The sequence below is a fragment of the Ignavibacteriota bacterium genome (assembly GCA_016218045.1).
Classification (GTDB): domain Bacteria; phylum Bacteroidota; class Ignavibacteria; order SZUA-365; family SZUA-365; genus JACRFB01.
On record JACRFB010000045.1, the window covers coordinates 170,318 to 192,514 of the forward strand.

19 protein-coding genes are annotated in these 22,197 nt (G+C 63.0%); 9 read left to right on the top strand and 10 right to left on the bottom strand.

Annotated features, from left to right (window positions below):
- Positions 1-3: 3 nt before the first annotated feature.
- Positions 4-1,728, top strand: coding sequence for an adenine deaminase (ade, locus tag HY962_12295; GenBank protein MBI5647701.1), 1,725 nt, complete (start codon positions 4-6; stop codon positions 1,726-1,728).
- A 151-nt stretch (positions 1,729-1,879) separates the two neighbouring features.
- Complete coding sequence (gene mutS / locus HY962_12300; protein ID MBI5647702.1) at positions 1,880-4,474, top strand: DNA mismatch repair protein MutS; 2,595 nt, start codon at positions 1,880-1,882, stop codon at positions 4,472-4,474.
- Between the two features lie 83 nt (positions 4,475-4,557).
- Here the strand turns inward: mutS and HY962_12305 are convergent, their stop codons facing one another.
- The 8 genes from HY962_12305 to HY962_12340 form a co-directional block, all read right to left on the bottom strand.
- A complete protein-coding gene (locus tag HY962_12305; GenBank protein ID MBI5647703.1) occupies positions 4,558-5,292 on the bottom strand; it encodes a gamma-glutamyl-gamma-aminobutyrate hydrolase family protein in 735 nt (244 codons plus the stop codon).
- A complete protein-coding gene (locus HY962_12310; GenBank protein ID MBI5647704.1) occupies positions 5,276-5,599 on the bottom strand; it encodes a DUF971 domain-containing protein in 324 nt (107 codons plus the stop codon). Before HY962_12310 ends, HY962_12305 begins: the two co-directional genes overlap by 17 nt.
- A 55-nt stretch (positions 5,600-5,654) precedes the next feature.
- A complete protein-coding gene (locus tag HY962_12315) occupies positions 5,655-5,939 on the bottom strand; it encodes a cupin domain-containing protein (protein MBI5647705.1) in 285 nt (94 codons plus the stop codon).
- Positions 5,939-6,769 (bottom strand): 3-methyl-2-oxobutanoate hydroxymethyltransferase, encoded by an 831-nt coding sequence (gene panB / locus HY962_12320; GenBank protein ID MBI5647706.1) that lies wholly within the window; start codon positions 6,767-6,769, stop codon positions 5,939-5,941. Before panB ends, HY962_12315 begins: the two co-directional genes overlap by 1 nt.
- A complete protein-coding gene (locus tag HY962_12325) occupies positions 6,766-7,545 on the bottom strand; it encodes a lipoate--protein ligase family protein (GenBank protein MBI5647707.1) in 780 nt (259 codons plus the stop codon). Before HY962_12325 ends, panB begins: the two co-directional genes overlap by 4 nt.
- Positions 7,546-7,558: 13 nt before the next feature.
- Positions 7,559-8,314, bottom strand: a complete 756-nt coding sequence (pgeF, locus tag HY962_12330) for a peptidoglycan editing factor PgeF (GenBank protein MBI5647708.1) — start codon at positions 8,312-8,314, stop codon at positions 7,559-7,561.
- Between the two features lie 25 nt (positions 8,315-8,339).
- Positions 8,340-9,641: an aminotransferase class I/II-fold pyridoxal phosphate-dependent enzyme gene (locus HY962_12335; protein MBI5647709.1), complete on the bottom strand. Its 1,302-nt coding sequence runs from the start codon at positions 9,639-9,641 to the stop codon at positions 8,340-8,342.
- Between the two features lie 411 nt (positions 9,642-10,052).
- Positions 10,053-10,991, bottom strand: a complete 939-nt coding sequence (locus tag HY962_12340) for a TIGR01777 family protein (GenBank protein ID MBI5647710.1) — start codon at positions 10,989-10,991, stop codon at positions 10,053-10,055.
- A 142-nt stretch (positions 10,992-11,133) separates the two neighbouring features.
- On the opposite strand from HY962_12340, the gene HY962_12345 reads away from it, so the two are divergent.
- From HY962_12345 to HY962_12360, 4 genes are all read left to right on the top strand, one after another.
- A complete protein-coding gene (locus HY962_12345; GenBank protein ID MBI5647711.1) occupies positions 11,134-12,186 on the top strand; it encodes a class I fructose-bisphosphate aldolase in 1,053 nt (350 codons plus the stop codon).
- Positions 12,187-12,198: 12 nt separating this feature from the next.
- Entirely contained in the window at positions 12,199-12,579 is a 381-nt protein-coding gene (locus HY962_12350; GenBank protein MBI5647712.1) for a hypothetical protein, read from the top strand.
- A gap of 86 nt (positions 12,580-12,665) precedes the next feature.
- A complete protein-coding gene (locus tag HY962_12355; protein ID MBI5647713.1) occupies positions 12,666-13,988 on the top strand; it encodes a DUF2851 family protein in 1,323 nt (440 codons plus the stop codon).
- 197 nt (positions 13,989-14,185) lie between these two features.
- Entirely contained in the window at positions 14,186-14,866 is a 681-nt protein-coding gene (locus HY962_12360; protein ID MBI5647714.1) for a redox-sensing transcriptional repressor Rex, read from the top strand.
- Between the two features lie 36 nt (positions 14,867-14,902).
- Here the strand turns inward: HY962_12360 and rseP are convergent, their stop codons facing one another.
- Together rseP and HY962_12370 are read right to left on the bottom strand one after the other, a co-directional pair.
- The gene (gene rseP / locus HY962_12365; GenBank protein MBI5647715.1) at positions 14,903-16,216 is read right to left on the bottom strand and encodes an RIP metalloprotease RseP; all 1,314 of its coding nucleotides are present in this window, start codon (positions 16,214-16,216) and stop codon (positions 14,903-14,905) included.
- Positions 16,217-16,223: 7 nt separating this feature from the next.
- Positions 16,224-17,399: a 1-deoxy-D-xylulose-5-phosphate reductoisomerase gene (locus tag HY962_12370; protein MBI5647716.1), complete on the bottom strand. Its 1,176-nt coding sequence runs from the start codon at positions 17,397-17,399 to the stop codon at positions 16,224-16,226.
- Positions 17,400-17,657: 258 nt separating this feature from the next.
- Between HY962_12370 and HY962_12375 the strand changes: the two genes are divergently transcribed.
- From HY962_12375 to HY962_12385, 3 genes are all read left to right on the top strand, one after another.
- Entirely contained in the window at positions 17,658-19,529 is a 1,872-nt protein-coding gene (locus HY962_12375) for a tetratricopeptide repeat protein (protein MBI5647717.1), read from the top strand.
- On the top strand, positions 19,526-20,788 hold the full coding sequence (locus tag HY962_12380) for an asparagine synthetase B (protein ID MBI5647718.1): 1,263 nt from the start codon (positions 19,526-19,528) through the stop codon (positions 20,786-20,788). The genes HY962_12375 and HY962_12380 overlap by 4 nt, the downstream gene beginning before the upstream one ends.
- Positions 20,789-20,953: 165 nt before the next feature.
- Complete coding sequence (locus tag HY962_12385; protein MBI5647719.1) at positions 20,954-21,949, top strand: hypothetical protein; 996 nt, start codon at positions 20,954-20,956, stop codon at positions 21,947-21,949.
- Positions 21,950-22,197 lie beyond the last annotated feature (248 nt).

The window sequence follows — 22,197 nt, forward strand, 5'->3', positions numbered from 1 at the left end:
GGCATGAGGGACATTCAGAAAAAACTGGCGGTGGCGCGCGGCGAAGAGCCGGCGGACCTCGTCTTCCGCAACGGACGCATCATCAACGTGCTCAGCGGCGAGATTCACGACGGCGATGTGGCCGTGAGCGGCGGCCGCATCGTGGGCATAGGCAGGTACGCGGGCTCCGAGGTGGTGGATCTCGACGGTGCCTTTCTCGCACCATCCTTCCTCGACGGGCACATACATATCGAGAGCACCATGCTCACCGTGCCCGAATTCACGCGGGCCGTTGTGCCGCACGGCACGGGCGGCGCGGTGGTGGATCCGCATGAATTCGCGAACGTTGCCGGTCTCGACGGAATACGCTATGTGCTCGAGGCCTCGCGCAGCACGCCGCTCGACATCTTCGTGATGGCCTCCTCCTGTGTTCCGGCCACACCGCTCGAGACCTCGGGCGCATCGATCAGCGCGGCCGACATCGCGGCTCTCGCCGCGCAGGACCGTGTCGCGGGTGTTGCCGAGATGATGAATTTCCCGGGCGTGTATCTCGGGTGGGACACCGAGCTGGAGAAAATCTCGCACGGGCACGGGATCGTCGACGGACATTCGCCCGGCCTGCGCCCTCCATTGCTCGACGCCTACATCCTCGCGGGCATCAGCAGCGACCACGAGTGCACGACGATCGAGGAGGCGCGCGACAAAGTGCGGCGCGGCATACACGTGCTGCTGCGCGAGGGCACGGCCGAGCGCAATCTCCACGACCTGCTGCCGCTGGTCACCGCCGCAAACGCCGCGCAGTTTTCCTTCGCCACCGACGACAAACATCCCGCCGACCTCGAGGACGAGGGGCATATCGACCATCACATCCGCGAAGCGATCGCGTGGGGACTCGACCCCATGCTCGCCTTCCAACTCGCGACCATCAACACGGCGCGGCACTACCGTCTGCGCAATCTCGGCGCCATCGCGCCGCGCTACTGGGCCAACCTCGTGGTGTTCGATACACTCGAAAACATGCGGCCGCGGCTCGTGTATCACCGCGGCCGGCTGGTCGCGCGCGACGGAGAGTACCTCGCACCGTCCGATCACGGCGCTGCGCTTCCGGGATCCGCCATGAACGTGGCGCCGCTTGCGGACAACGCCCTGGCCGTGCCGGCGCGGGGGAGCCGCATCAAGCTGATAGGCCTCGTGCCGAGGCAGATCGTGACCGACGCGCTCGAGGATGACGCCGCCGTGAGTGACGGGCATGTGACGGCCGATCCGTCACGCGACATACTGAAACTCGCCGTCATCGAGCGGCATCACGCCACCGGAAACATCGGCATCGGATTCGTGCGCGGCTTCGGGCTGAAGCGCGGCGCGCTCGCGTCCACCGTCGCGCACGATGCGCACAACATCATCGTGGTCGGCGCGAACGATGCCGACATGCTCGCGGCCGCGCGCGCGCTTGTCACCATGGGCGGCGGGCAGTGTGTGGTGGCTGATGGCGACGTGCGGGCCACCCTGCCGCTGCCTGTCTGCGGTCTCGTGTCGGACAGGCCGCTCGAGGAAGTGCGGGCGGGTGTGGAGTCGCTCAACGCCGCCGCGCGCGCGCTGGGCTGCATCCCGCCGGATCCCTTCATGACACTCTCGTTCCTCGCGCTGTCGCCGATCCCCGCGCTGAAAGTCACCGATCTGGGGTTGATCGACGCCGTGCGCTTCGAGAAGACCGAGCTGTTTGTCGAAGCTGCGACACGTGACACGTGACACGTGGGACGCGGCAGGCGGCACGCGCCACGCGGACGCGCACAGTCGCCGGTACGGCGGCCCCAGCACGGCCCGTGCTTCCATTCCTCGGCCGCGGTAAATACATTGCACGGATGAGACAGGCCGAACAGGTGTGGTCATGACCCCGCTCATGCGTCAATACCAGCGCATCAAATCCGAGTATCCGGACGCGGTGCTGCTGTTCCGCATGGGCGATTTCTTCGAGACCTTCGAGGAGGATGCGCAGATCACATCGCGCGTGTTGGGCATCACACTTACGAAGCGTTCCAACGGCGGAGCGAGCGACGTGCCGCTGGCCGGTTTCCCGCATCACGCGCTGGACTCGTATCTGCCGAAACTCGTGCGCGCGGGATATCGCGTGGCCGTCTGCGAGCAGCTCGAGGATCCGAAACTCGCGAAGGGCATCGTCAAGCGCGACGTGGTGGAAGTTGTGACGCCGGGCGTCGCGTTCTCCGACAAACTGCTCGATCACAAACACTACCATTACCTCGCGGCAGTGTCCCTGCGTGGCGAACGCGCCGGCGTGGCCTTTGTGGACGCCTCGACGGGCGACTTCTCCGCAGCCGAGGTTCCCGCCCGCGACCTGCGCGACCTGCTCGAGTCCATCAATCCCGGCGAACTGCTGGTCGCGAAACGGGACGTCGACACCTTCCGCGGATTGTTCGGACGGCATCAGCCCGCCGCGCCGGTTACAAAACTCGACGACTGGCTTTTTGCGCGCGACGTCGCCTATGAATTGCTCGTCACACATTTCAAGACGCAGACGCTCAAGGGTTTCGGCATCGACGACATGGCCGACGGCATCGTCGCGGCGGGAGCGGCGCTCCATTATCTCAAGGAGACGCAGAAGGCGAATCTGCCCCATCTGCGCGGCATCCGCCGCCACGACACGGCGGATTACATCACGCTCGACGCGGCCACGCGGCGCAATCTCGAAATCACCATTTCGATGGAGGGCGGATCGCGCGACGGCACCCTGCTGTCGATACTCGACCGCACCTCGACCTCGATGGGCGGGCGTTTGTTCACGTCGTGGATCACACATCCGCTGAAGCGGCTCGAGCCCATACAGCAGCGCCTCGCGGCGGTGAAGGAACTGGGCATCACACACGAGATGCGCGAGACGCTTGTCGCGCTGCTCCGCGAGACCGCCGATCTCGACCGTCTCATCGGGCGCATCTGCACCGCGCGCGCGACGCCGCGCGAACTCGGCGCGCTGCGCACCAGTCTGCGGCGCGTACCGCTGCTGCTGCGCGCGCTCGAAGCCGCCGACGCGCCGCTCCTGGCCTCGCTGCGCGGACAGCTTGAATCACTCGACGACATAGCGGCAGTGATCGACGCGGCGATAGTCGACGATCCTCCGATCACCATCGCCGAGGGCGGCGTCATCCGTCCCGGCTTCCATGCCGAACTCGACGAGTACCGGGGCATCGCGACACACGGACGCGACTGGATGGTGTCGTATCAGGAGAAGATCCGCCGCGAGACGGGCATCGCGTCGCTCAAGGTCGAGTACAATCGCGCCTTCGGGTACTACATCAACGTGTCGCGCGCGAACATCGAGAAGGTTCCCGCCTCCTTCGTGCGCAGGCAGACGCTGGTCAACGCCGAGCGCTACATCACGCCCGAACTCAAGGAGTACGAGGACAAGGTCCTGACCGCCCGCGAGCAGATCGCGCGCATCGAGACCGAGCTGTTCAACGAGGTCCGCCTCCGCGTCGCCGATTCTGCCGAGCGGGTGCAGCGCGTGTCGCGCGCGATCGCCGTGCTCGACTGCCTGACGGGCCTGGCCTGCGTGGCCGCCGAGAACGGCTACGTGTGCCCCTCCGTCAGCGACGGCGACACGATCCGCATTGTGGGCGGACGGCACCCCGTCGTCGAGCGCCTTCTGCCGCCGGGCGATCGCTTCGTGAGCAACGACGTGCACCTCGACGCCGAGGAGCGCATCCTGGTGATCACCGGACCCAACATGAGCGGCAAGAGCACATATCTCAGACAAACGGGTCTGATAGTCCTTTTATCGCAGATCGGCAGCTTTGTGCCCGCGGTCTCGGCCGAGATCGGCATCGTCGACCGCATCTTCACGCGTGTCGGCGCGTCCGACAACATCGCGGCGGGTGAAAGCACCTTTCTGGTCGAGATGCAGGAGGCGGCGAACATCCTGCACAACGCGACGCCGCGCAGCCTGGTGCTGCTCGACGAGGTGGGGCGCGGCACATCGACCTTCGACGGCATCAGCATCGCGTGGGCGCTCACCGAGTACCTGCACGAGCACGCCCCGTCGCATTGCAAGACGCTCTTCGCGACGCATTACCACGAACTGAACGAGATGGCGGAGATCTACCCGCGCATCCGCAACTACAAGGTGGATGTGCGCGAGTATCAGGACAAGGTGATCTTCCTCCGCACCGTGTCCCGCGGCACCGCGGATCACAGCTACGGCATACAGGTTGCGCGTATGGCGGGACTGCCGGAGGAGCTGCTGACTCGCGCGAAGGACGTGCTCGCTTCGCTCGAGGGACAGGATCTTAGCGTGCTCGCGCGTCCCGAAGGCCCTGACGGCACCCGTGTGCCACGGCGCGGCGCCCCGATGCAGATATCCCTCTTCGAGGCGAGCGACCTCGAGATCAAGGACCGCCTGCGCGCCATCGACATCAACGCGCTCTCACCGGTGCAGGCCTGGCAGGCGCTCGAGGAGTTGAAGAAGCTCGCGGAAGGACGCTAGACGTTGCACGTTCTATGTAGCAAAGTACAAAAGTAGCAAAGTGGAAAGTGTGAAGTGATGAACACATCGCTTCATATACCTTGCTACTTTGCTACATTGCTACGTGTTACGATTCTGCACGCAGTGAGAAAGGTCCGCGCGATATCGCCGGCGAGGGCCGGATTGTTTGTGTCGCGCTCCGGGTGCCACTGGACGAGCAGGAGAAATTGATCCGCCGCCGTTTCGGCCCATTCCATTGCCTCGATCACGCCGTCGTCGCTTCGCGCAGTGACACGCAGCGTATCGGCGACGCGGCCCGCGGCCTGATGATGCGCGCTGTTCACCCGGCAGGTGGTCGTGCCGGTGAGGGAATGGACGAGTGAAGCGGGTTCGATGGTGATCGAATGAGCGACGTCCCGGTCCGCGGCTTTGCCATGTCCGCTGATTCCCGTCCGCGGAAGATCGAGGATCAGGGACCCGCCGAGAGCGACATTGACGAGTTGCAGTCCGCGGCAGATGCCGAGCACGGGGAGGCGCCGCTTCCGTGCGCGGGCCCAGGCGTCGAATTCCATCCCGTCGCGCGCGCGGTCGACATTCCGCGAGAGGAGATCCGGATCGGATTCTCCGAAATATGCGGGATGGATGTCCGCTCCGCCGCTGAGCAGCAGACCGTCGCAGGATTCGACCGGGGCCGCGTCATCGAGAATATCCACGATGTGCACCGTCGGGTCTGCCGCGCGCAGCCATGCGCCATACCGTGCGTGGCTCTCGGGATGTGTGGCGCCACCCCGCGTCACCGCGATGCGCAGAGGCCGGGAGGAATCAGCCGCCGTCGCCATCCAGCGCGCGTTCGAGTCCCAGCAGGTACTCCCACGAATAGATGCCGGTATCGTGGCCGTCGGCCCAGCGCAGCATGACCGCGTAGTTGCCGACAGGTGTGGCCGCCTGGAGTTCGAAGGACTTCGGCGTGATCACGGGCAGCTCGAGGGGCATATGCACGTTTCCGAGTATGTCGGTCTCGCCCTGGCAGCCCGCGCAGGGACAGCGCTGGCGCAGGTACTGTAGCGAGAGTCGCACGATGTGGCCGTCACTCCACACAATTTTCAGCTCCCGTTCCTGAGTCAGGGTGATCGTCGTGGGTGTCATGCTGCGGGGCTGCGGGGTTTGACGGCGGGACGGGCGGCGGGTGTCTCTGGACGGGTCAACGGACGTGGCGCGTGGCGTCGAGACAGATGACGGGCGAGGTGCCGAGCACTTCCGCGGAATGTGACTGATGCGGCGGAATCAGGAATCGTTCCCCCGGCGTCAGAATGTAGTCCGCTCCCTCCATCGTGATCTTCATCGATCCGCTGAGCACGACGTGAATCGTTTCGTGCTCGTGCGAATGAGTGGGAAAGAGCATGCCGTCGGGGTAGCTGTACACGTAGATGTTGTACCCTTCTTCCTTGAGCTGCTTCTTAATCGCGGCGATCTGATCGCTGTCCATTAATAGCTCTCCGATTCGTTGGGGAAGGTGCCGGCTTTCACATCGGCGATGTATTGCCGGCAGGCCCGTTCGATTTCCTCGCTCAGTTTCGCGTAGCGCCGCACGAAACGGGGGCGGAAATCTTCGAACAGGCCGAGCATGTCGTGTGTGACGAGGATCTGGCCGCTGCAAAACGGGCCCGCTCCGATGCCGATGGTCGGGATGTCGAGGCGCTCGGTGATGGTCCTGCCGAGTTCGGCGGGAATTTTTTCGAGGACGATGGCGAAGGCGCCGGCCTCCTGCAAGGCGAGGGCGTCCTCGATGAGTTCGTTGGCCTCCTCGGCGGATGTGCCGCGCGGCCTGTAGCCGCCGTATTTGAGTATCGATTGCGGCATGAGGCCGATATGGCCGACGATGGGAATGCCTTCGCCCGACACTTTCTCCACCACCTTCGCGACACGGCGCCCGCCCTCCACCTTCACACCGAGGGCGTTGGTTTCCTTCATGATGCGGCCCGCGTTGCGGAACGCCTCCTCGACGGTCACCTGATACGTCATGAAGGGAAGATCGGTGATGACCATCGCGCGGCGTGTCACGTTGCTCACGATCTTGGTGTGATAGATCATTTCGTCGAGCGTGACAGGCAGAGTGGTGGCATTGCCCTGGAACACGTTGCTCAGGGAATCGCCGACAAGGATGATATCGAGCCCCACTTCATCGAGCATACGCGCCATGAGGAAATCATATGCCGTGAGGCAGGCGATGGGTTCGCCTGCATCCTTCATTTCCTGGATGGTTCGGGTTGTGATGCGGTTGGCTGAGGATGACACGGGGGCGCGATTATCGCTCATGGGGGGCTCATATGTTCCCATTCGCGGGCAATGTAACGATTCTGATCGTCAACTTGAAAGCGAATGGCCCAAGTTTTTTCGAAACCTTCGCGCAGTGCCTCGCGCAGTTCCTCCCAGCCGATACGCCTGCCCAGGACCTCGTCGAGCGTGGTCGTGTGTGCACGCATGTCGGAAAGGATCGCATCGCGGTTTGTCTCGTCGACGGCCAGGTAGCCGGCGAGCCGAAGGTGCGCGTCACCGATGAGAATGGACCCGTGCTGCAGGACCGTCTCGCCGATGCGCCGTTGCGCGCTGCCGACGAGCTTGCGTCCGCCGACTTCAATCTCGTAGCGCGCGGAACTCGAAAAGCAGGGGATGCCGCCCGGTTCCTGGTAGAGCTTCGCAAATTGCGGCTGGCTGCGGGCCATTTCGATGCCTGATGCGAGTGACGAGAGTCCCGCCGTGAGGGCCTCGCTGATGTCCTTGTACACATCCATGATGCCGCGCCCGCGCGAGGGCATGACGACGCAGTAGGTCAGCTCCTCCGCGTGCAGGATGGCTCTGCCGCCGGTCGGGCGGCGCACGATGTCGATGCCGTCCTCCGCGCAGCGCGCGGTGTCGAGATCGGATTCCTGCTGATGACGGCCGAGGGAAATGCACCAGGGCGTCCAGCGGTAGACACGCAGCGAGGGCAGGGCGCGTCCGGCGTCGACGGCCTCGGCGCGCGCGACATCGAAGGCCATGTTCTGCGCACCCGTGTGCGCGCCCGTGTCGAGGAATTCGAAGGTGTCGCTCATCACGCCTCCCGCGTCACTCTGCGATGCCGCGCAGCGCGATGACGGCGAGCATGCGGCCCGAGGCCGCGCCGTCGCTGCGGTGTGAATGGAAGAGGGCGGGGGAGCACACGGTGCAGCGGCGCTCGACGTCGATGTTTGCGGCGGGCAGACCCGCCTCGAGAAGCTGACGGACATTCGCCTCGGGCAGGTCGAGCGTGGGATTGCGTCCTTCGCGGGGGCGGAGCAATTCCTGCGGGAACAGCGCCGCGACGTCCGGTCCCACTTCGTAACAACACGGCCCGGCACCGGCGCCGATGTACACGTGTATGTCGGACGGTTCGCAGCCGTAGGTCCCGCACAGCGTCGTCACCATCTTTGCGGCCAGATGTTCTGCCGTGCCCCGCCAGCCCGCATGTACGGCGGCGATGGCGTTGACCGCCGGGGCGTAGTAGAGGACCGGCAGGCAGTCGGCGACACGCACCGCGAGGCCGAGGCCCGGCTGCGTGCTGTGCAGGCCGTCGCACGACGGATACTCGCCGGCTTCGATCGCCTCGGCGATACGGTCCTCGTGCACCTGGTCCATAAACGCCATGTCCTCGGGCGCGAGGTCGAGGCAGGCCAGGAAACGCCGCAGATGCCGCTCCACGCGGTCGGGATCGTCGCCCACCTTGAAGCCGAGATTGAACCCGAACGGCGCGGCGTCGTCGGCGCCCTGGCGCGTGCTCATGGCGGCGTCCACATTCGGAAACTGCGCGAGCAGCGCGCTGCGGAGTCGGGGAAAATCGGACATGCGAATCTTCTATTGTGGACGTGAATTACAACGTTGCGAGCGCGTCGGCGAGATCGCGGATGATGTCGTCGGGATGTTCGATGCCGATCGAAAGGCGGATGCCGCCCGGATCCATGCCGCGCTTCACCTGCTCCTCCGCGGGAATGGCGGAGTGTGTCATTGAGCCGGGGTGTTCGATCAGCGTGCGGAGGTGTCCGAGACTGACGGCGAGTGTGATCGTGTAGGCGTTTGCGGCAACCGTGTTGATGAAGCGCTCGCCCTTGTCGCGGCTTTCCTGCGGCGTGTCGGCCTGCAGGGTGAAATACATAAGCGTGCCCGGCGCGAAGTTGCCGTCGAAGTCGCGCATCTGACGCTGGGCGAGTTCGTACTGCGGATGGCTGGGCAGGCCCGGATACCGCATCTCCTTCACCTTCGGGTGCTGCTCGAGCCAGGAGGCGACGATGAGGGCCGATTCCATTTCGCGGCGCACGCGCAGGGACAGCGTGGGAAGGCCGTACACCAGAATCGGCCACGCACTCTTGGTTGCGAGCACGCCGCCAAAGTCCTTGCGGTACATCAGCATCATGTCGTAGTACTGCTTCGGGCAGACGATGACACCGCCCATGTCGGTGCCGAAACCGCCGATGCCCTTCGTCAGGGAGTGCATCACAAAATCGGCGCCGAGTTCAATGGGACGCTGGCAGAAAGGCGTCGCGAAGGTGTTGTCGACAACAACACGGATCTTCTCATGCTCCTCGCGACCGACGTTCGCCTTTGCGACCAGCTTGGTGATGGCAGGGATGTCGATGAGCCCCATCGTCGGATTGATCGGTGATTCGAAAAAGATGACGCGGGTCTTCTCCGTAATGGCCGACGCGAGCGCGTCGATGTCGTGCATGTTCTGGAACACCACGTCGATATTGTAGCGCGGGTACCACAGCGTGAGGAGCGAGTACGTGCAGCCGTACAACGTGGGATGTGCGATGATCTGCTCGCCGCTTTTCAGCAGTATCCCGAAAACCGCGGAAATGGCCGCCATGCCCGATGCAAACGTGATGGCCGCGTCGCCGTTCTCGGCAAACGCGAGGTTTTCCTCGAGGATGTCCTTGTTCGGTTCGCCGAGGCGGTCGTAAATGTAGATCGGGGCCTTGCTGCGCGTGTCTTCGGTCGTGTGCGCAAATTCGATGAAGCCCTGCGCGCCGCGCTGCGCCGAATCGAGCCGGTACGTCGCCGACGAGGAGATCGGGGGAATGACGTGGTGTGCGTAGTCCCATTTTTCCGAGTGGCCACGTCCGTAAATCAGGCGTGTTTCGCGGGTGTATGTGTCGTTGTGCAGTTCGTCGCTCATGGCGGGACTCCGGTGCGTCGTGGAAGGTGCGGGAGGAAGGAGGGCGGGAATGATCCCGTAGCACAGAAAATTACCGACGGGGGTAGGGAAAAGCAAGGGAACTGACATAGAGTCGATTCGCGTCTACGGACTCCTTCATCCTAACATTCGTGTGAGGATACAGGAGAAAGGATACAGGAGCCGACACTGTCGCGATTCGTGGCTCCTTACTCCTGTATCCTGGGTCCGCACATTCGTGTGAGGATACAGGAGAATGGATACAGGAGACAGGCACGTGTCGATTCGTGTCTCCGGACTCCTTCATCCTAACATTCGTGTGAGGATACAGGAGAGAGGGGACAGGAGATAGGCACCGTATCGATTCGTGTCTCCTGCCTCCTGTCTCCTGTATCCTCTCACGAGTATTAGGGGTCAACGTTTTCGAGCAAGGAATGACTCATTCAACAGATCCTGAAGAGCGTGGGGGAGCTGTGGGAAACGGAATTGAAAGCCGGTGGCGAGAAGGGTTTCGGGTGCGAGGCGCTGTCCGGTGAGCAGGGCCGAGGCGAACTCGCCGGCGGCCAGACGCAGGGCGAAGGCGGGGACACGCAGGAAGGCCGGCCTGGAGAGGGCGGCACCGAGCGCGTTCATAAACTCGGCGTTGCGCACCTCGTCGGGCGCCACGAGGTTGAACGGTCCGGCGACCTCGACAGTGTCGAGCGCGTGAAGCAGTGCCGCGACCGCATCATCGATATGCACCCAGGGAAACCACTGCCGGCCGTGGCCGAAGGGTCCGCCCGCAAAAAACATAAACGGCGTGCGCAGGCGCGGCAGGGCGCCGCCTTCGCGCGCGAGTACCACGCCCGCGCGGGCGATCGCAACACGCGTGTGTGCGCCGCGGGCGGCGAGCGCGGCGGATTCCCACGCGGCGCAGACCTGCGAGAAAAAGTCGTCACCCGGGGCGGCCGTTTCGGCCGCGCGGTTGTCGCCCGTGTCGCCGTAATATCCGACACCCGACATGGAGAGCAACAGACGCGGCGGCCGCGCGGCGGCGCCGATGGCTTCGGCGATCGCGCGTGTGCCTTCGACGCGACTCTCGCGAATGCGGCGTTTCACCTCGGCGTTCCATCGCGAGGCGCCGACGGATTCACCCGCGAGATGCAACACGGCGTCGGCGCCGTCGAAGGCCTCGCGCCAGGCGCCCGGCATGCCGGGTGACCAGAGCAGGACCCGCGCTGCATCGGGAAAAACCCCCGCTGCTCTTTCCGGATGACGGGAAAAAACAGTGACACTGTCGCCGCGCGCGCGGAGGGCCGCGTAGATCCTTTTCCCCAGGAGCCCCGTCGCTCCTGTCATGATGATGTGCGCCATGTTTCCTCTTCGTTCACAAGATACGGACAATACAACACACACGCGCCCGCCGCGAGTTTCGCGGCGGGATGGTGCTTTGACGAAAATGCGTAAATCCCTAGCTTTCGTTTTCTCCACTCACTCACACACCTGGGTACGCGCCATGTCCGTTTCCATTCAAGAATTGCTCGGCGGCGACGCCGAATACCTGCTCGGATTCAACTCACCCGCGGTTACGAAGGACCACCTGCACCTGCCGGGGCCGGATTTTGTCGACCGGATCTGGAAGGACAGCGATCGCAATCCGCGCGTGCTCGTGAATCTGCAGCGCATCTACAACACCGGCCGCCTCGCGGGCAGCGGGTACATGTCGATACTGCCCGTCGATCAGGGCATCGAGCACAGCGCGGGCGCATCCTTCGCGCCGAATCCCATCTATTTCGATTCGGAGAACATCATCAAACTCGCCATCGAAGGCGGCTGCAACGCGGTGGCCAGCACGCTGGGCGTGCTCGGGAGCGTGGCGCGGAAGTACGCGCATCATATCCCCTTCATCGTCAAGATCAATCACAACGAGCTGCTGAGCTACCCGAACAAGTTCGACCAGATCCTCTTCGCCAATGTCGAGCAGGCCTACGACATGGGCGCGGCGGCGGTCGGCGCCACCATCTACTTCGGGTCCGACGAGGCCGCGCGGCAGATCGTCGAAATCGCCGATGCATTCTCGCGCGCGCATGAGCTGGGCATGGCCACCATTCTCTGGTGTTACCTCCGCAATCCGGCCTTCAAGTCCGACAAGGACTATCACGTCGCGGCCGATCTCACCGGCCAGGCCAATCACCTGGGCGTGACCATACAGGCCGACATCATCAAGCAGAAGATGCCCGAGAACAACGGCGGATACAATTCTGTGAAGTTCGGCAAGACCAGCAAACTCGTGTACGATACACTGTCCACCGATCACCCGATCGATCTCACGCGGTATCAGGTTGTGAATTGTTACATGGGCCGCGCCGGACTCATCAACAGCGGCGGCGCGTCGTCGGGTGAGACCGATCTCGCCGAGGCCGTGAAGACGGCGGTCATCAACAAGCGCGCGGGCGGTCAGGGCCTCATTTCAGGCCGCAAGGCCTTCCAGCGTCCGATGCGGGAAGGTGCCGCGCTCTTGAATGCGATTCAGGACGTGTATCTCTCGCCGGATGTGACCATCGCCTGACAGGCGGCTGCAGTGCATCTCTCGGGCAACGACATTCTCGGCGCGCTCCGGCCGTACGAGATTCCTCTCCTGTTCCTGTCGCTCGTCGTGGGCGCCGCCGCGTGTGCGGCGGCGCTCAGGCGGCGCGCGCGTACCGCGAGTGAGCCCAAAGCCGCGGCCGACACGGCGCTGCGTGTGACGGCCGTGGTGTGTGTCGCCTTCGCCTTGAATTCCTTCACCGACATCAGCGGCAAACTGTTCCCGCATGTGTCGTCCACCGTGTATCCCGCGGTGCGCCTGGCCTGCGTCCTTCTCTGGGTCGGCGTGGTGATGGCGCTGCTGCGCACTGTCGAGCGTCGCTTCGAGACCGCGCGCGCTTCCGCGCACATACGGCGGCAACACCCGCCCGACTGAGACGCTGAACACGGCGCGCGGAACCTGGGGCGGCGCACCGGTGTTATTCTCTCACACAGTATTTTTCAGATGTCGGGGAGGCATCCATGACAGCACCTATGAGTGTTCCGCACTCCCGCCCGCTTCAGGGCGCAACACGGCTCCGTCGTCCGGCGGCCTGCCGCGCGTCCGCCTGCGCGGAACCGCCCCGGCACTATGCGGGCATGCCCGAGGAGCACGTCTGCACCCTCTGGGAACAGCGCGCGGGCACGGGCGTGGTGATCACGAGCGCGGAGGGGCGGGAGATCCGCATCCTGTGCGCCGGCGTAAAAAATCCGCACGAAGGGCCCGATTACCTGGGCGCGCGCATCCATGTCGACGGCCGCGAGGAGGCGGGCGATATCGAGGTGCATGTGCGCGAGGGCGACTGGAAGCGCCATGGCCACGGCGACGATCCGCGGTATCGCGGCGTGATTCTGCACGTGGTTCTGCTTCGTGAACGGGGGCTGCCGGGCCCTGTGTTTGCGCATACCGTCGTGCTGCCCGACATCCTCGATAGGAAACTCCGCACTGCGTGGGTCTCGCTCCTCGAGGTGCTGCCCGCGCGGGCGCATCCCTGCGCCGACACGGCTGCGTACCTGCACCCCTCGCGTCGCGAGGCGGCGCTGCTGCTTGCCGCGGCCTCACGCTTTGCGCGTAAAAACGCGCGTATCGCCGCGCGGCTTGGCGCGTGCTCCGCGTCGCGTCCGGTCGCCGAGGCGCGCATGCAGGTCCTCTACGAACTGTTCGCGCGCGCCTGCGGCTACGGCGGGAACGAGAGCGCGATGGAGGCACTGGCCGCGTCATCCCCGCTCACGCAGTTCGAGGGCGTCTATGCCGAGGTGTTCCACGCGCTGTGCGCGCGGGCGGAACAGTTCTCCATACCAGCCGCGAACGGCGCGCCGCCCGATGGGCATGGCGGCCTGGTGTGGCACAGCCGTGGTGTGCGGCCGCACAATGCGGTACAGCGGCGCCTTGCCCAACTTGCGGCGTATATCTGCGCCCTGCGTGACGACTCGCTGTACACGGCCCTGCGCCACGCCCTGTGTGTTGCACCCGCGCAACTCCCGGCGCTGCTCGAGTCCGCGTGTACACAGTCCGCTGCCGCTGCTCCGGGCGAGGGTCGGAGGACGGAAATCCTTGTCAATGTTGTGGCGCCGTTCTACGCGGTGACCGGCGCGCAGGACGGAAACGCCGCCCTCGTGCAGGCAGCGGCGGCGCTGTACTTTCATACGCCCGGGGCCGCATCCAATCACAAGACGCGCGCGCTGGGCTACCTCTGTCCCGCGGGCGAAATGCTCGACTCGATGACACAGCAGGCACTTGTCGAACTTCACGATACGTTCTGCACCGCGGGGCGCTGCGCTTCCTGTCTGCTGTCCTCTCCGTGACACAACACAGGGAATGTGATCCGGTCGCGGTACTTTCTTTGCCTTCCATCCCGAAATAGCGTATTTTTTTTGTGAATTTCTTCTCTTTCATCGGCGGAGGCAGTGGAACGGATCCGCCGTATCCCGGATTCCCGCTCCGGGGACGCAGCCTGCCGACGCTGCGGACGATGTCACGACTTGCCAGAAGGAGCCGTCTCATGGAAAACGAGATGACCGAAAAACGAGCACAAAAAAAAGGCGTTTCAAAGGCCGCATTCAGGCGGTTGCCCCATTATCACCAGATAGTGACGGCGTACAACGTCCTCGGTCGTGCCTACATTTCCAGCAAGGAACTGTCGCAGATCCTCGAAATCAATGAGACCCTTGTGCGCAAGGACATGGCCGATCTGGAGATCCGCGGCCGGCAGAATCAGGGATATTCGATACCGCTCATGCGCAAATCGATCGAGGACTTTCTCGGTTTGCAGGAAATCACCGAGGCGCTGATCATAGGGGCGGGCTATCTCGGCAAGGCGCTGGCGCTGTATCAGGGCTTCGAACAGTACGGCCTGCGCATCGCGGGCGTGCTCGACAACGATCCGCAAAAAATCGGATCCTATGTCGGCAAATACGAGGTGTTGTCGGTGTTCCGCCTCGCGAGCATCATCGAGAGAAACAAGATCAAGGTTGTCGTGATAACGGTGCCCAAGGCTGCCGCGCAGGAAGTGACCGACATCGCGGTGCGTGCGGGTGTCAAGGCCGTGTGGAATTTCACGCCGACGGAACTGCAGGTGCCTGCGGGCGTGTACGTGCGCAACGAGCAGATCGTCGCCGGATTCATGGCGATTTCGTATTACCTGAAAACGCTGTCGCGGACGCCCGACACCGACGCCGTCTGATCCCCGCGCCGGCACCTTCCGCTGCCGGCCGCGCGGTTAATGGAAGATGTCGTTGTAGAGGACAAACACCATGAGCCCGATCAGCAGAAGCCATCCGGCGTACAGCAGATAGTACTGCACTTTCTGCGGGATCTCCCTGCGGAAGATCAGCTCGTACATGAGGAAGATCACATATCCGCCGTCGAGGGCGGGGAAGGGGAAGATGTTGATCACCGCCAGACTGATGCTCAGTATGGCGACCAGCGACAGGAAACTCGCGATACCGACCTCGGCCTGCTGTGCGGCCATGCGCGCAATTTTCACCGGACCGCCTATCGACTGGCGGAAGCTGGCCTTCCCGATGATGATGTCCCAGATGTTTGTGACCGTCATCGAGGTGATGGTCCAGAATCCCTTCACACTTGCGGTAAACGCCTCGAAGACGCCGTAGCGCAGCTCTTCCTTCGGGCCCTCGATCGCGCTGAACAGCGCGATGCCGATCTTGCCCTTCTCATTCGGTGTCACCGATCCGCGCAGCGTGTCGCTCTTGCGCAGCCAGGTTGCCGAGACAGGTTTGCCGGGGAAGGCGCCCAGTATCGCGATCACATCCTCGGATGTGCGCACAGTCTGGTTGTTGATGCTCAGCAGGGCGTCGCCGGGCTGTATGCCCGACTTCGACGCGGGCAGCCCGTCCTCGACCGCGTTGATGCGCGGCCTGCTCCCTGGAGCGTAGATGCCGAATCGTTTGTCGCCGAGTGCCTCGATGGCGGTTCCCGGAACCGTGATCACGCTCTGTTCGCCGCCGCGATCGACGGTGATGCGCGCCCCTTCGGCGCCGCTCTCGAGCACGATGGCATTTTCCACATTTTCCCAGTAGCGGGCCTGCTCGCCGTTCACCGACAGGATGCGGTCGCCGTCGCGCAGCCCGGATCGTTCGGCCAGTGAACCCGGCTGCACATATCCGATGGTGGTGACGGGATGCACGTCGCGACCGCGCGCGAGATTCAATCCCCAGAAAATCATCACGGCGAGAACGACGTTCATGAACACGCCCGCGGTGATCACGATAAAACGCTGGTACAGCGGTTTGGAGCGGAATTCCCACGGCTGCGGTTCCGACCGCATGGTTTCATTGTCGAAACTCTCGTCGATCATGCCGACGATTTTGACAAAGCCGCCGAACGGAATCCAACTGATGCAATAATCCGTCTCGCCGATTTTTTTCCCGAACGCGCGTGGTCCGAGTCCGATCGAGAATCGGTCGACACGCATGCGGAAGAGCTTCGCGGCGGAGAAATGCCCCAGCTCGTGCACGAGCACCAGCACGCTGATGATGAGGATGAAGTAGAAGGTCTGGCTGAAGAATTCCATATACGTCTTATGCGGTGTGGACAGCGTTGACCGCGCGCCCGGCCGCGAGATGGCGGGCCAGGCGGCGTGTTTCGTGATCCGCCGCTACCACCGTGTCGATGTCGGAGGCGGCGGCGACGGGGAGTGTGGAGAGGCATTCCTCGATAATGGCGGGGATGTCGAGGAAGCCGATGGTTTCATCGAGGAAGGCCGCGACGGCAACCTCGTTCGCGGCGTTGAGAATCGCGGGCGCCGTGCCGCCTGCATGAAGGGCCTCGTACGCGAGCGCAAGGCAGCGGAATGTGCCGGGATCGGGGGCTTCGAACGTGAGCGAGGTCGTGGCGCTAAAATCGAGGCGCGGATACGCGGCCGCCCGCCGGTCGGGCCAGGACAGGGCGAAGTGTATCGGCAGTTTCATGTCGGGCGGACCAAGCTGCGCTTTCACCGAGCCGTCGGTGAATTCCACCATCGAATGAATGATGGACTGCGGATGTACAAGCACATCGATCCGCTCGCCGGGAACGGAGAACAACCAGTGCGCCTCGATGACCTCCAGACCCTTGTTCATGAGTGTGGCGCTGTCGATGGTGATCTTGTGCCCCATCGACCAATTCGGATGTTTGAGCGCCTGTTTGCGGGTGACAGTGGCCAGTTCGGCGCGGCTGCGGCCGCGGAAGGGTCCGCCGCTCGCGGTGAGAACGATGCGCGCGATGCTCTCGGTCGTTTCACCGGCGAGGCACTGCATGATGGCGCTGTGTTCGCTGTCGATGGGCAGGAAGGGCACGCGGTGTGTCGCGAGCAGGCGTGTGATGATTTCTCCGGCGACAACAAGTGTCTCCTTGTTGGCGAGCGCCACGGCTTTGCCCGCCTCGATGGCGGCGATGGTCGGACGCATGCCGGCAAAACCCACGAGACTGCTCACGAGCATGTCGTAATCGTCGCGGCGGGCGAGTTCCAAGAGTCCGCCGGCGCCCTCGAGCACCTCGGTACGGTTACCGACCCGTTCGCGGACGCGAGCCGCCGCAGCGCGGTCTTCCACTGCCACCGCGCGAGGAGCGAACTCCTCCACCTGCGCGCACAGGCGGTCGACGCTGCTGCGGGCCGCAAGGTAGCGGACGGAAAAATGCTCCGGATGGGCGCGCACGACATCAAGCGTGCTGCCGCCGATGGATCCGGTGGATCCGAACAGCGCGAGGGCTTTCATCCGTGTGTCCGGACGGGCGGTGGGAATGGAGTGATTCGATTACGCATAAAATGTCAATATAGCATTTTCCGCTCGAAAACCGGGTCGAAAACAATGACCACGTCCCCGTGTAACACGTGCCGCGGCTGCGGAGTTCACCGCGCCGCGCGCCGCGTCGTTGTTGGGCCGGGGCGGATCCGGGTCAAAACCGGGAACCGATTGCGCGATCTGGCGATTTACTCTATTATTGACGCGGTGTTTTCACCCAAAGACAAACACATGAAACTCTTTCCCGTCCCGTTCGCTCTTTTGTTGCTGATGTTCCTCGGCGCGGCGACTCGTCTTCCGGCTCAGGTGGCCGACGAACCGAGCACGTTGCGGCTCGCGCAAGTGTACGAGCAGTCGGGCAAATGGGATGATGCGCTCCGGTTTTATCAGATCCTCCACGACAGCCACCCGGCCAACCCCTCGTACTTCGACGGCGTGCGCCGCATGCTGATGCAGCTCAAGCGCTACGACGAGGTTATTACCCTGTTGCGGGCGCGCATCGGCACGAGTCCGCGCGAGGTGATGAACCGCGTGCACCTCGGCACGGCGTTGTACCGCAAGGGGGATACGGACGGCGCGGTGAAGGCGTGGGACGATGCCATCACACTCGAGCCGCAGAATGCGGGTGTGTACCAGGCGGTGAGTGACGAGGCGCTCGCGTGCAGAATGTATCCGCGCGCCGTCGAGGTGCTGCAGAGGGGACGCGATGTGCTGCGTTCGCCGCGCCTCTTTGTAATGGAGATCGCGCGCGCCTACACGATGGACATGAAGTTCGACAAGGCGATGGAGGAGTACATCCGCTACATGATGGAGAACCCCGGCGCCATCTGGTCGATACAGCAGCACATCGCGCAGTTCTCCGAGATCCCCGCGGGACTCGAAGCGGCGCTGCGCGTCACCCGCCGCGCCGCCGACGACAATCCCTCCGACGCGACGATACGCACGCTGCTCGCCTGGCTTTACATGGAGGGCAAGGACTACTCGTCCGCCCGCACCGTGTACACGGAGATGGACCGCATTCGCGGCACGAGCGGCCTCGAGCTGTTCGCGTTTGCGCAGCGCGCATACAATGACAAGGCGTACGAGCCCGCGATGAAGGCCTTCGCCGATGTCGCCGCGCAGTATCCCCGCGCGGGTTTTGCCTCGGAGGCCGAATTCCTGCATGCGCGTTGTGCGGAGGAACTCGCGCTCACCTCGCTCGATGCCGCGCCGCTCATCCCCGGCGACACGACGCACAACCGCGGCAGCGAGGCCGTGGCCGCCTATCGCGGCGTGATTTCGCTGTACGAGGATATTGCGCGTGAAGCGCCCGGCACCGTGTTCGGCGTCGAGAGCCGCTACCGCATCGCCTACATCACGTACGACAAATACGGCGACGCCGACGCGGCGCTGAAACAGCTCGAGGATCTCGCGCCGATGCGCCGCAACGTGATGGGCCGCGTCGACGCCTACACGCTGATGGGAGACGTGATACTCGGGAAGGGCGACCTGGCGCGTGCGGCCGAGGTGTACGGTTCCGTCCTGCGCATGGGACTCCAATCGCCGCAGGACAGGAAGGCCGTCGAATTCAAGCTTGCCGAGATACTGTATTTCCAGGGGCGCTTCGACACCTGCATCGCCGCGTTGGAACCCCTCTTCGAGAACAGCAGCGACGACATCGCCAACGACGCTCTCGCGCTGTCCCTCTTTGTGCAGCAGTTCCGCGCGCCGTCGTACGAAGCCCTGAAGGCCTACGCGCGCGCGGTCTTTCTCGAACGGCGCAGGAAACTGGGCGACGCTGCGGCGCAGCTCCGCGATCTCATCGAACGATTCCCTACAGCGCCGGTGTCGGACCAGGCGTGGCTGCGCCTCGGCACAGTGCAGCGCGCGATGGACAGGCCGCGCGACGCCGCGGCGACCTACGAGGATTTCCTCGCGAAGAATCCGGAAAGTCTGTTGCGGGACCAGGTCCTCTCGGCCCTCGGCGGCGCGCTCGAGGAACTTCCGGGCGAGACGCAGCGGGCCATCGACACATATCAGCGCCTGCTCAACGAACACCCCGCATCCATCCATGCCGCGCACGCGCGGCAGCGCATTCTCGCTTTACGCAAGGGACAATCATGACCCGTTTCCTCCTCGCCGCCGCACTCGCGGTGCTGAGTTTCGTGCCCGCGGCGGCGCAGCAGAAAATTCTCATACCCATGGATCTGCAGCAGACGGATCACCTCCGCGCCTACGGCATCGCCTACTGGGTCCTGTCCCGTGGAATGGAAATCGACTGGCTGCTGAATTACCGCGGCGGCAGTTTCATGATGCCGTATCAGTCCTTCATCGAAAACGAGTGCCGTGTGCGCGGTGTGTCGTTCTCGTCGATCGACGGCGGCCAGGCGTCGCAGATCTACGCAGAAGTACAGGGCACCGACGGCAACACCGATGTCGTGAAGCTCGAGAAGCCGCCGCGCATCGCGGTGTATGTTCCGCCCAACTTCCAACCCTGGGACGACGCGGTGACGCTTGCGCTCGAATACGCGCAGGTGCATTACGACAAGGTGTGGGACGAAGAAGTGCTCAAGGGCAAACTCTACGAGTACGACTGGCTGCACCTGCATCACGAGGACTTCACCGGCCAGTACGGCAAGTTCTACGCGCAGTTCAGCACCACGCCCTGGTACATGCAGCAGGTTGCCATCCACGAGGCGATGGCGAAGCAGCTCGGGTACAGGAAAGTGTCGGATATGAAGAAGGCCGTGGCCCGCGCCATCAAGGACTATGTCGGGAGCGGTGGTTTTATGTTCGGCATGTGTTCCGCCACCGACAGCTACGACATCGCGCTGGCGGCCGAGGGCACCGACATGTGCGACGTGATGTACGACGGTGATCCGCCCGATGTCGATTGCCAGGAGCGGCTGGATTACACAAAGTGTTTCGCCTTCACCGATTTCAAGCTGGTGATGAATCCGCTCGAATACGAGTACAGCGACATCGACATGACACCCGCCTTCGGCGGACGGCCCGACGCCGACTATTTCACACTCTTTGATTTTTCCGCCAAGTACGATCCGGTCCCCACCATGCTTACACAGAATCACGTGAATGTGATTCCCGGTTTTCTCGGACAGACCACCGCGTTCAAGAAACCCCTCGTGAAAAAAAGTGTGATCATTCTGGGGCAGAAGGACAACACCGACGAGGTGAAATACCTGCACGGCAATTTCGGACGCGGAACCTTCACCTGGTACGGCGGGCACGATCCCGAGGACTATCAGCATCAGGTTGGTGACCCGCCGACGGATCTCGCGCTGCATAAAAACTCACCGGGTTACCGGCTCATCTTGAACAACATCCTCTTCCCCGCGGCGAAGAAGAAGCAGCAGAAGACGTGAGGACAGCGGGACAGCGGGACAGCGGGAGAGCGGGAAAGCGTAGTGATGCAGGAAGTTGTTTTTTCGGACTGCATATCATCTTGTAGAATCCGATAACATTGTGCGATATATTTGCGTTGGTGCGTCGGAACGTGCTGATGGGATTCACTGCAAGGAGGGTTCGTCATGAGAGAGCGTACCGCCGGAATCATCGCGATGGTCTGGACACTCGCCGCACTGTGTACCACGTCGGCGCAGCAACCTGAGCTGCGATACACATTTGTGAAGGGGAGGACGTACGTGTATCACCGCGTGTTCGATCAGACAAACGTGCAGAATAACGGCGCGTACGAGGATTCCTTCGTGCATAGCGTCGTGATGAAGATCGCGGTGGAGGATGTGGACAGCACCGGGAATGGCACGCTTCTCTGCACAGTGCTCGAGCAGGGATACCGGAGGAAGGATGAAGGAGAGGGGACGACGGCAATACAACTCTCCGATACGATGCGTCTTAGAAACACGGTGGTCCGCTCCCCTATGGATGAGATGCCGACGCAAAAGACCATGAAGCTCATTTCAGGGAGGCCGGACATCACGCCGAAGTTTCGCGTTACCCTGACGCCGCGTGGTGAGTATGTGTCTGGAGAAATACTCGAGAAGGCGGAGTGGCAGAAGGAGCACGATGAGCAATTGCAGAACCCGAACGTGCGCGGTGAACCCGTGAATCCGGACAGACTCCTGAAAATGGAAATCGATGATTACTTCCCGCATCTCCCGATGGTAAAGGCCGCGCGAAAAGGCGAAACATGGAGAGACAGCAGCTCGAAGGTGCTTGAAGGAAAGGTGATCGGCGGGCCCGGCGGCAGCTATTTCGAGTATGTCGGCGAAGTGCGGGAGTATATCTGTTCCGATGGTCTCACGGAAGACAGCATCACCTGCGATTTCCTCATTGAGCACATGCAGAAAGCGCAGCGCAGACCTTCCAGAATCGACGACGGGTACAGCGAACACACGTGGGACGGTACAACGAGGACGGCGTTCCGTACTAAGGATAATGGCTATCTCGGCTATGAGACCATCACGACGAGCCAGTCCGTGTCAAAATCCGATGAAGACGAATCGCCCAGAGTCACCAGCGACTCCAAGTTCATCGTCCGACTCACCTTGCTGAAGGAGGAATAGCTCTCACGCTGTCTCGTCGTGGTTTCACGCTTCGCGGGACCGTGAGAGACACTGTGTCACTGTTCCGCAACTCCCCCTGCCCCCTCTTGGAAAGAGGGGGAAAGTCGCCTGTCTCGTCCTAAAAAAAGTTGACAGAAAAATCGTTCGTGTATCGCTTCGTTATGGATGTTCCAGTGATCGGTTTTCCACGTGTGATCGGTTCGGTGTGGTCGTTTCCGGCATCGAGACGCGTTGGTGGTAGCAGAAGC

Coding starts and splice junctions, on each gene's coding strand:
- ade (MBI5647701.1), top strand. CDS start 4: ATGAGGGACATTCAGAAAAAACTGGCGGTGGCGCGCGGCGAAGAGCCG.
- mutS (MBI5647702.1), top strand. CDS start 1,880: ATGCGTCAATACCAGCGCATCAAATCCGAGTATCCGGACGCGGTGCTG.
- HY962_12305 (MBI5647703.1), bottom strand. CDS start 5,292: ATGGCGACGGCGGCTGATTCCTCCCGGCCTCTGCGCATCGCGGTGACG.
- HY962_12310 (MBI5647704.1), bottom strand. CDS start 5,599: ATGACACCCACGACGATCACCCTGACTCAGGAACGGGAGCTGAAAATT.
- HY962_12315 (MBI5647705.1), bottom strand. CDS start 5,939: ATGGACAGCGATCAGATCGCCGCGATTAAGAAGCAGCTCAAGGAAGAA.
- panB (MBI5647706.1), bottom strand. CDS start 6,769: ATGAGCGATAATCGCGCCCCCGTGTCATCCTCAGCCAACCGCATCACA.
- HY962_12325 (MBI5647707.1), bottom strand. CDS start 7,545: ATGAGCGACACCTTCGAATTCCTCGACACGGGCGCGCACACGGGTGCG.
- pgeF (MBI5647708.1), bottom strand. CDS start 8,314: ATGTCCGATTTTCCCCGACTCCGCAGCGCGCTGCTCGCGCAGTTTCCG.
- HY962_12335 (MBI5647709.1), bottom strand. CDS start 9,641: ATGAGCGACGAACTGCACAACGACACATACACCCGCGAAACACGCCTG.
- HY962_12340 (MBI5647710.1), bottom strand. CDS start 10,991: ATGGCGCACATCATCATGACAGGAGCGACGGGGCTCCTGGGGAAAAGG.
- HY962_12345 (MBI5647711.1), top strand. CDS start 11,134: ATGTCCGTTTCCATTCAAGAATTGCTCGGCGGCGACGCCGAATACCTG.
- HY962_12355 (MBI5647713.1), top strand. CDS start 12,666: ATGACAGCACCTATGAGTGTTCCGCACTCCCGCCCGCTTCAGGGCGCA.
- HY962_12360 (MBI5647714.1), top strand. CDS start 14,186: ATGGAAAACGAGATGACCGAAAAACGAGCACAAAAAAAAGGCGTTTCA.
- rseP (MBI5647715.1), bottom strand. CDS start 16,216: ATGGAATTCTTCAGCCAGACCTTCTACTTCATCCTCATCATCAGCGTG.
- HY962_12370 (MBI5647716.1), bottom strand. CDS start 17,399: ATGAAAGCCCTCGCGCTGTTCGGATCCACCGGATCCATCGGCGGCAGC.
- HY962_12375 (MBI5647717.1), top strand. CDS start 17,658: ATGAAACTCTTTCCCGTCCCGTTCGCTCTTTTGTTGCTGATGTTCCTC.
- HY962_12380 (MBI5647718.1), top strand. CDS start 19,526: ATGACCCGTTTCCTCCTCGCCGCCGCACTCGCGGTGCTGAGTTTCGTG.
- HY962_12385 (MBI5647719.1), top strand. CDS start 20,954: ATGAGAGAGCGTACCGCCGGAATCATCGCGATGGTCTGGACACTCGCC.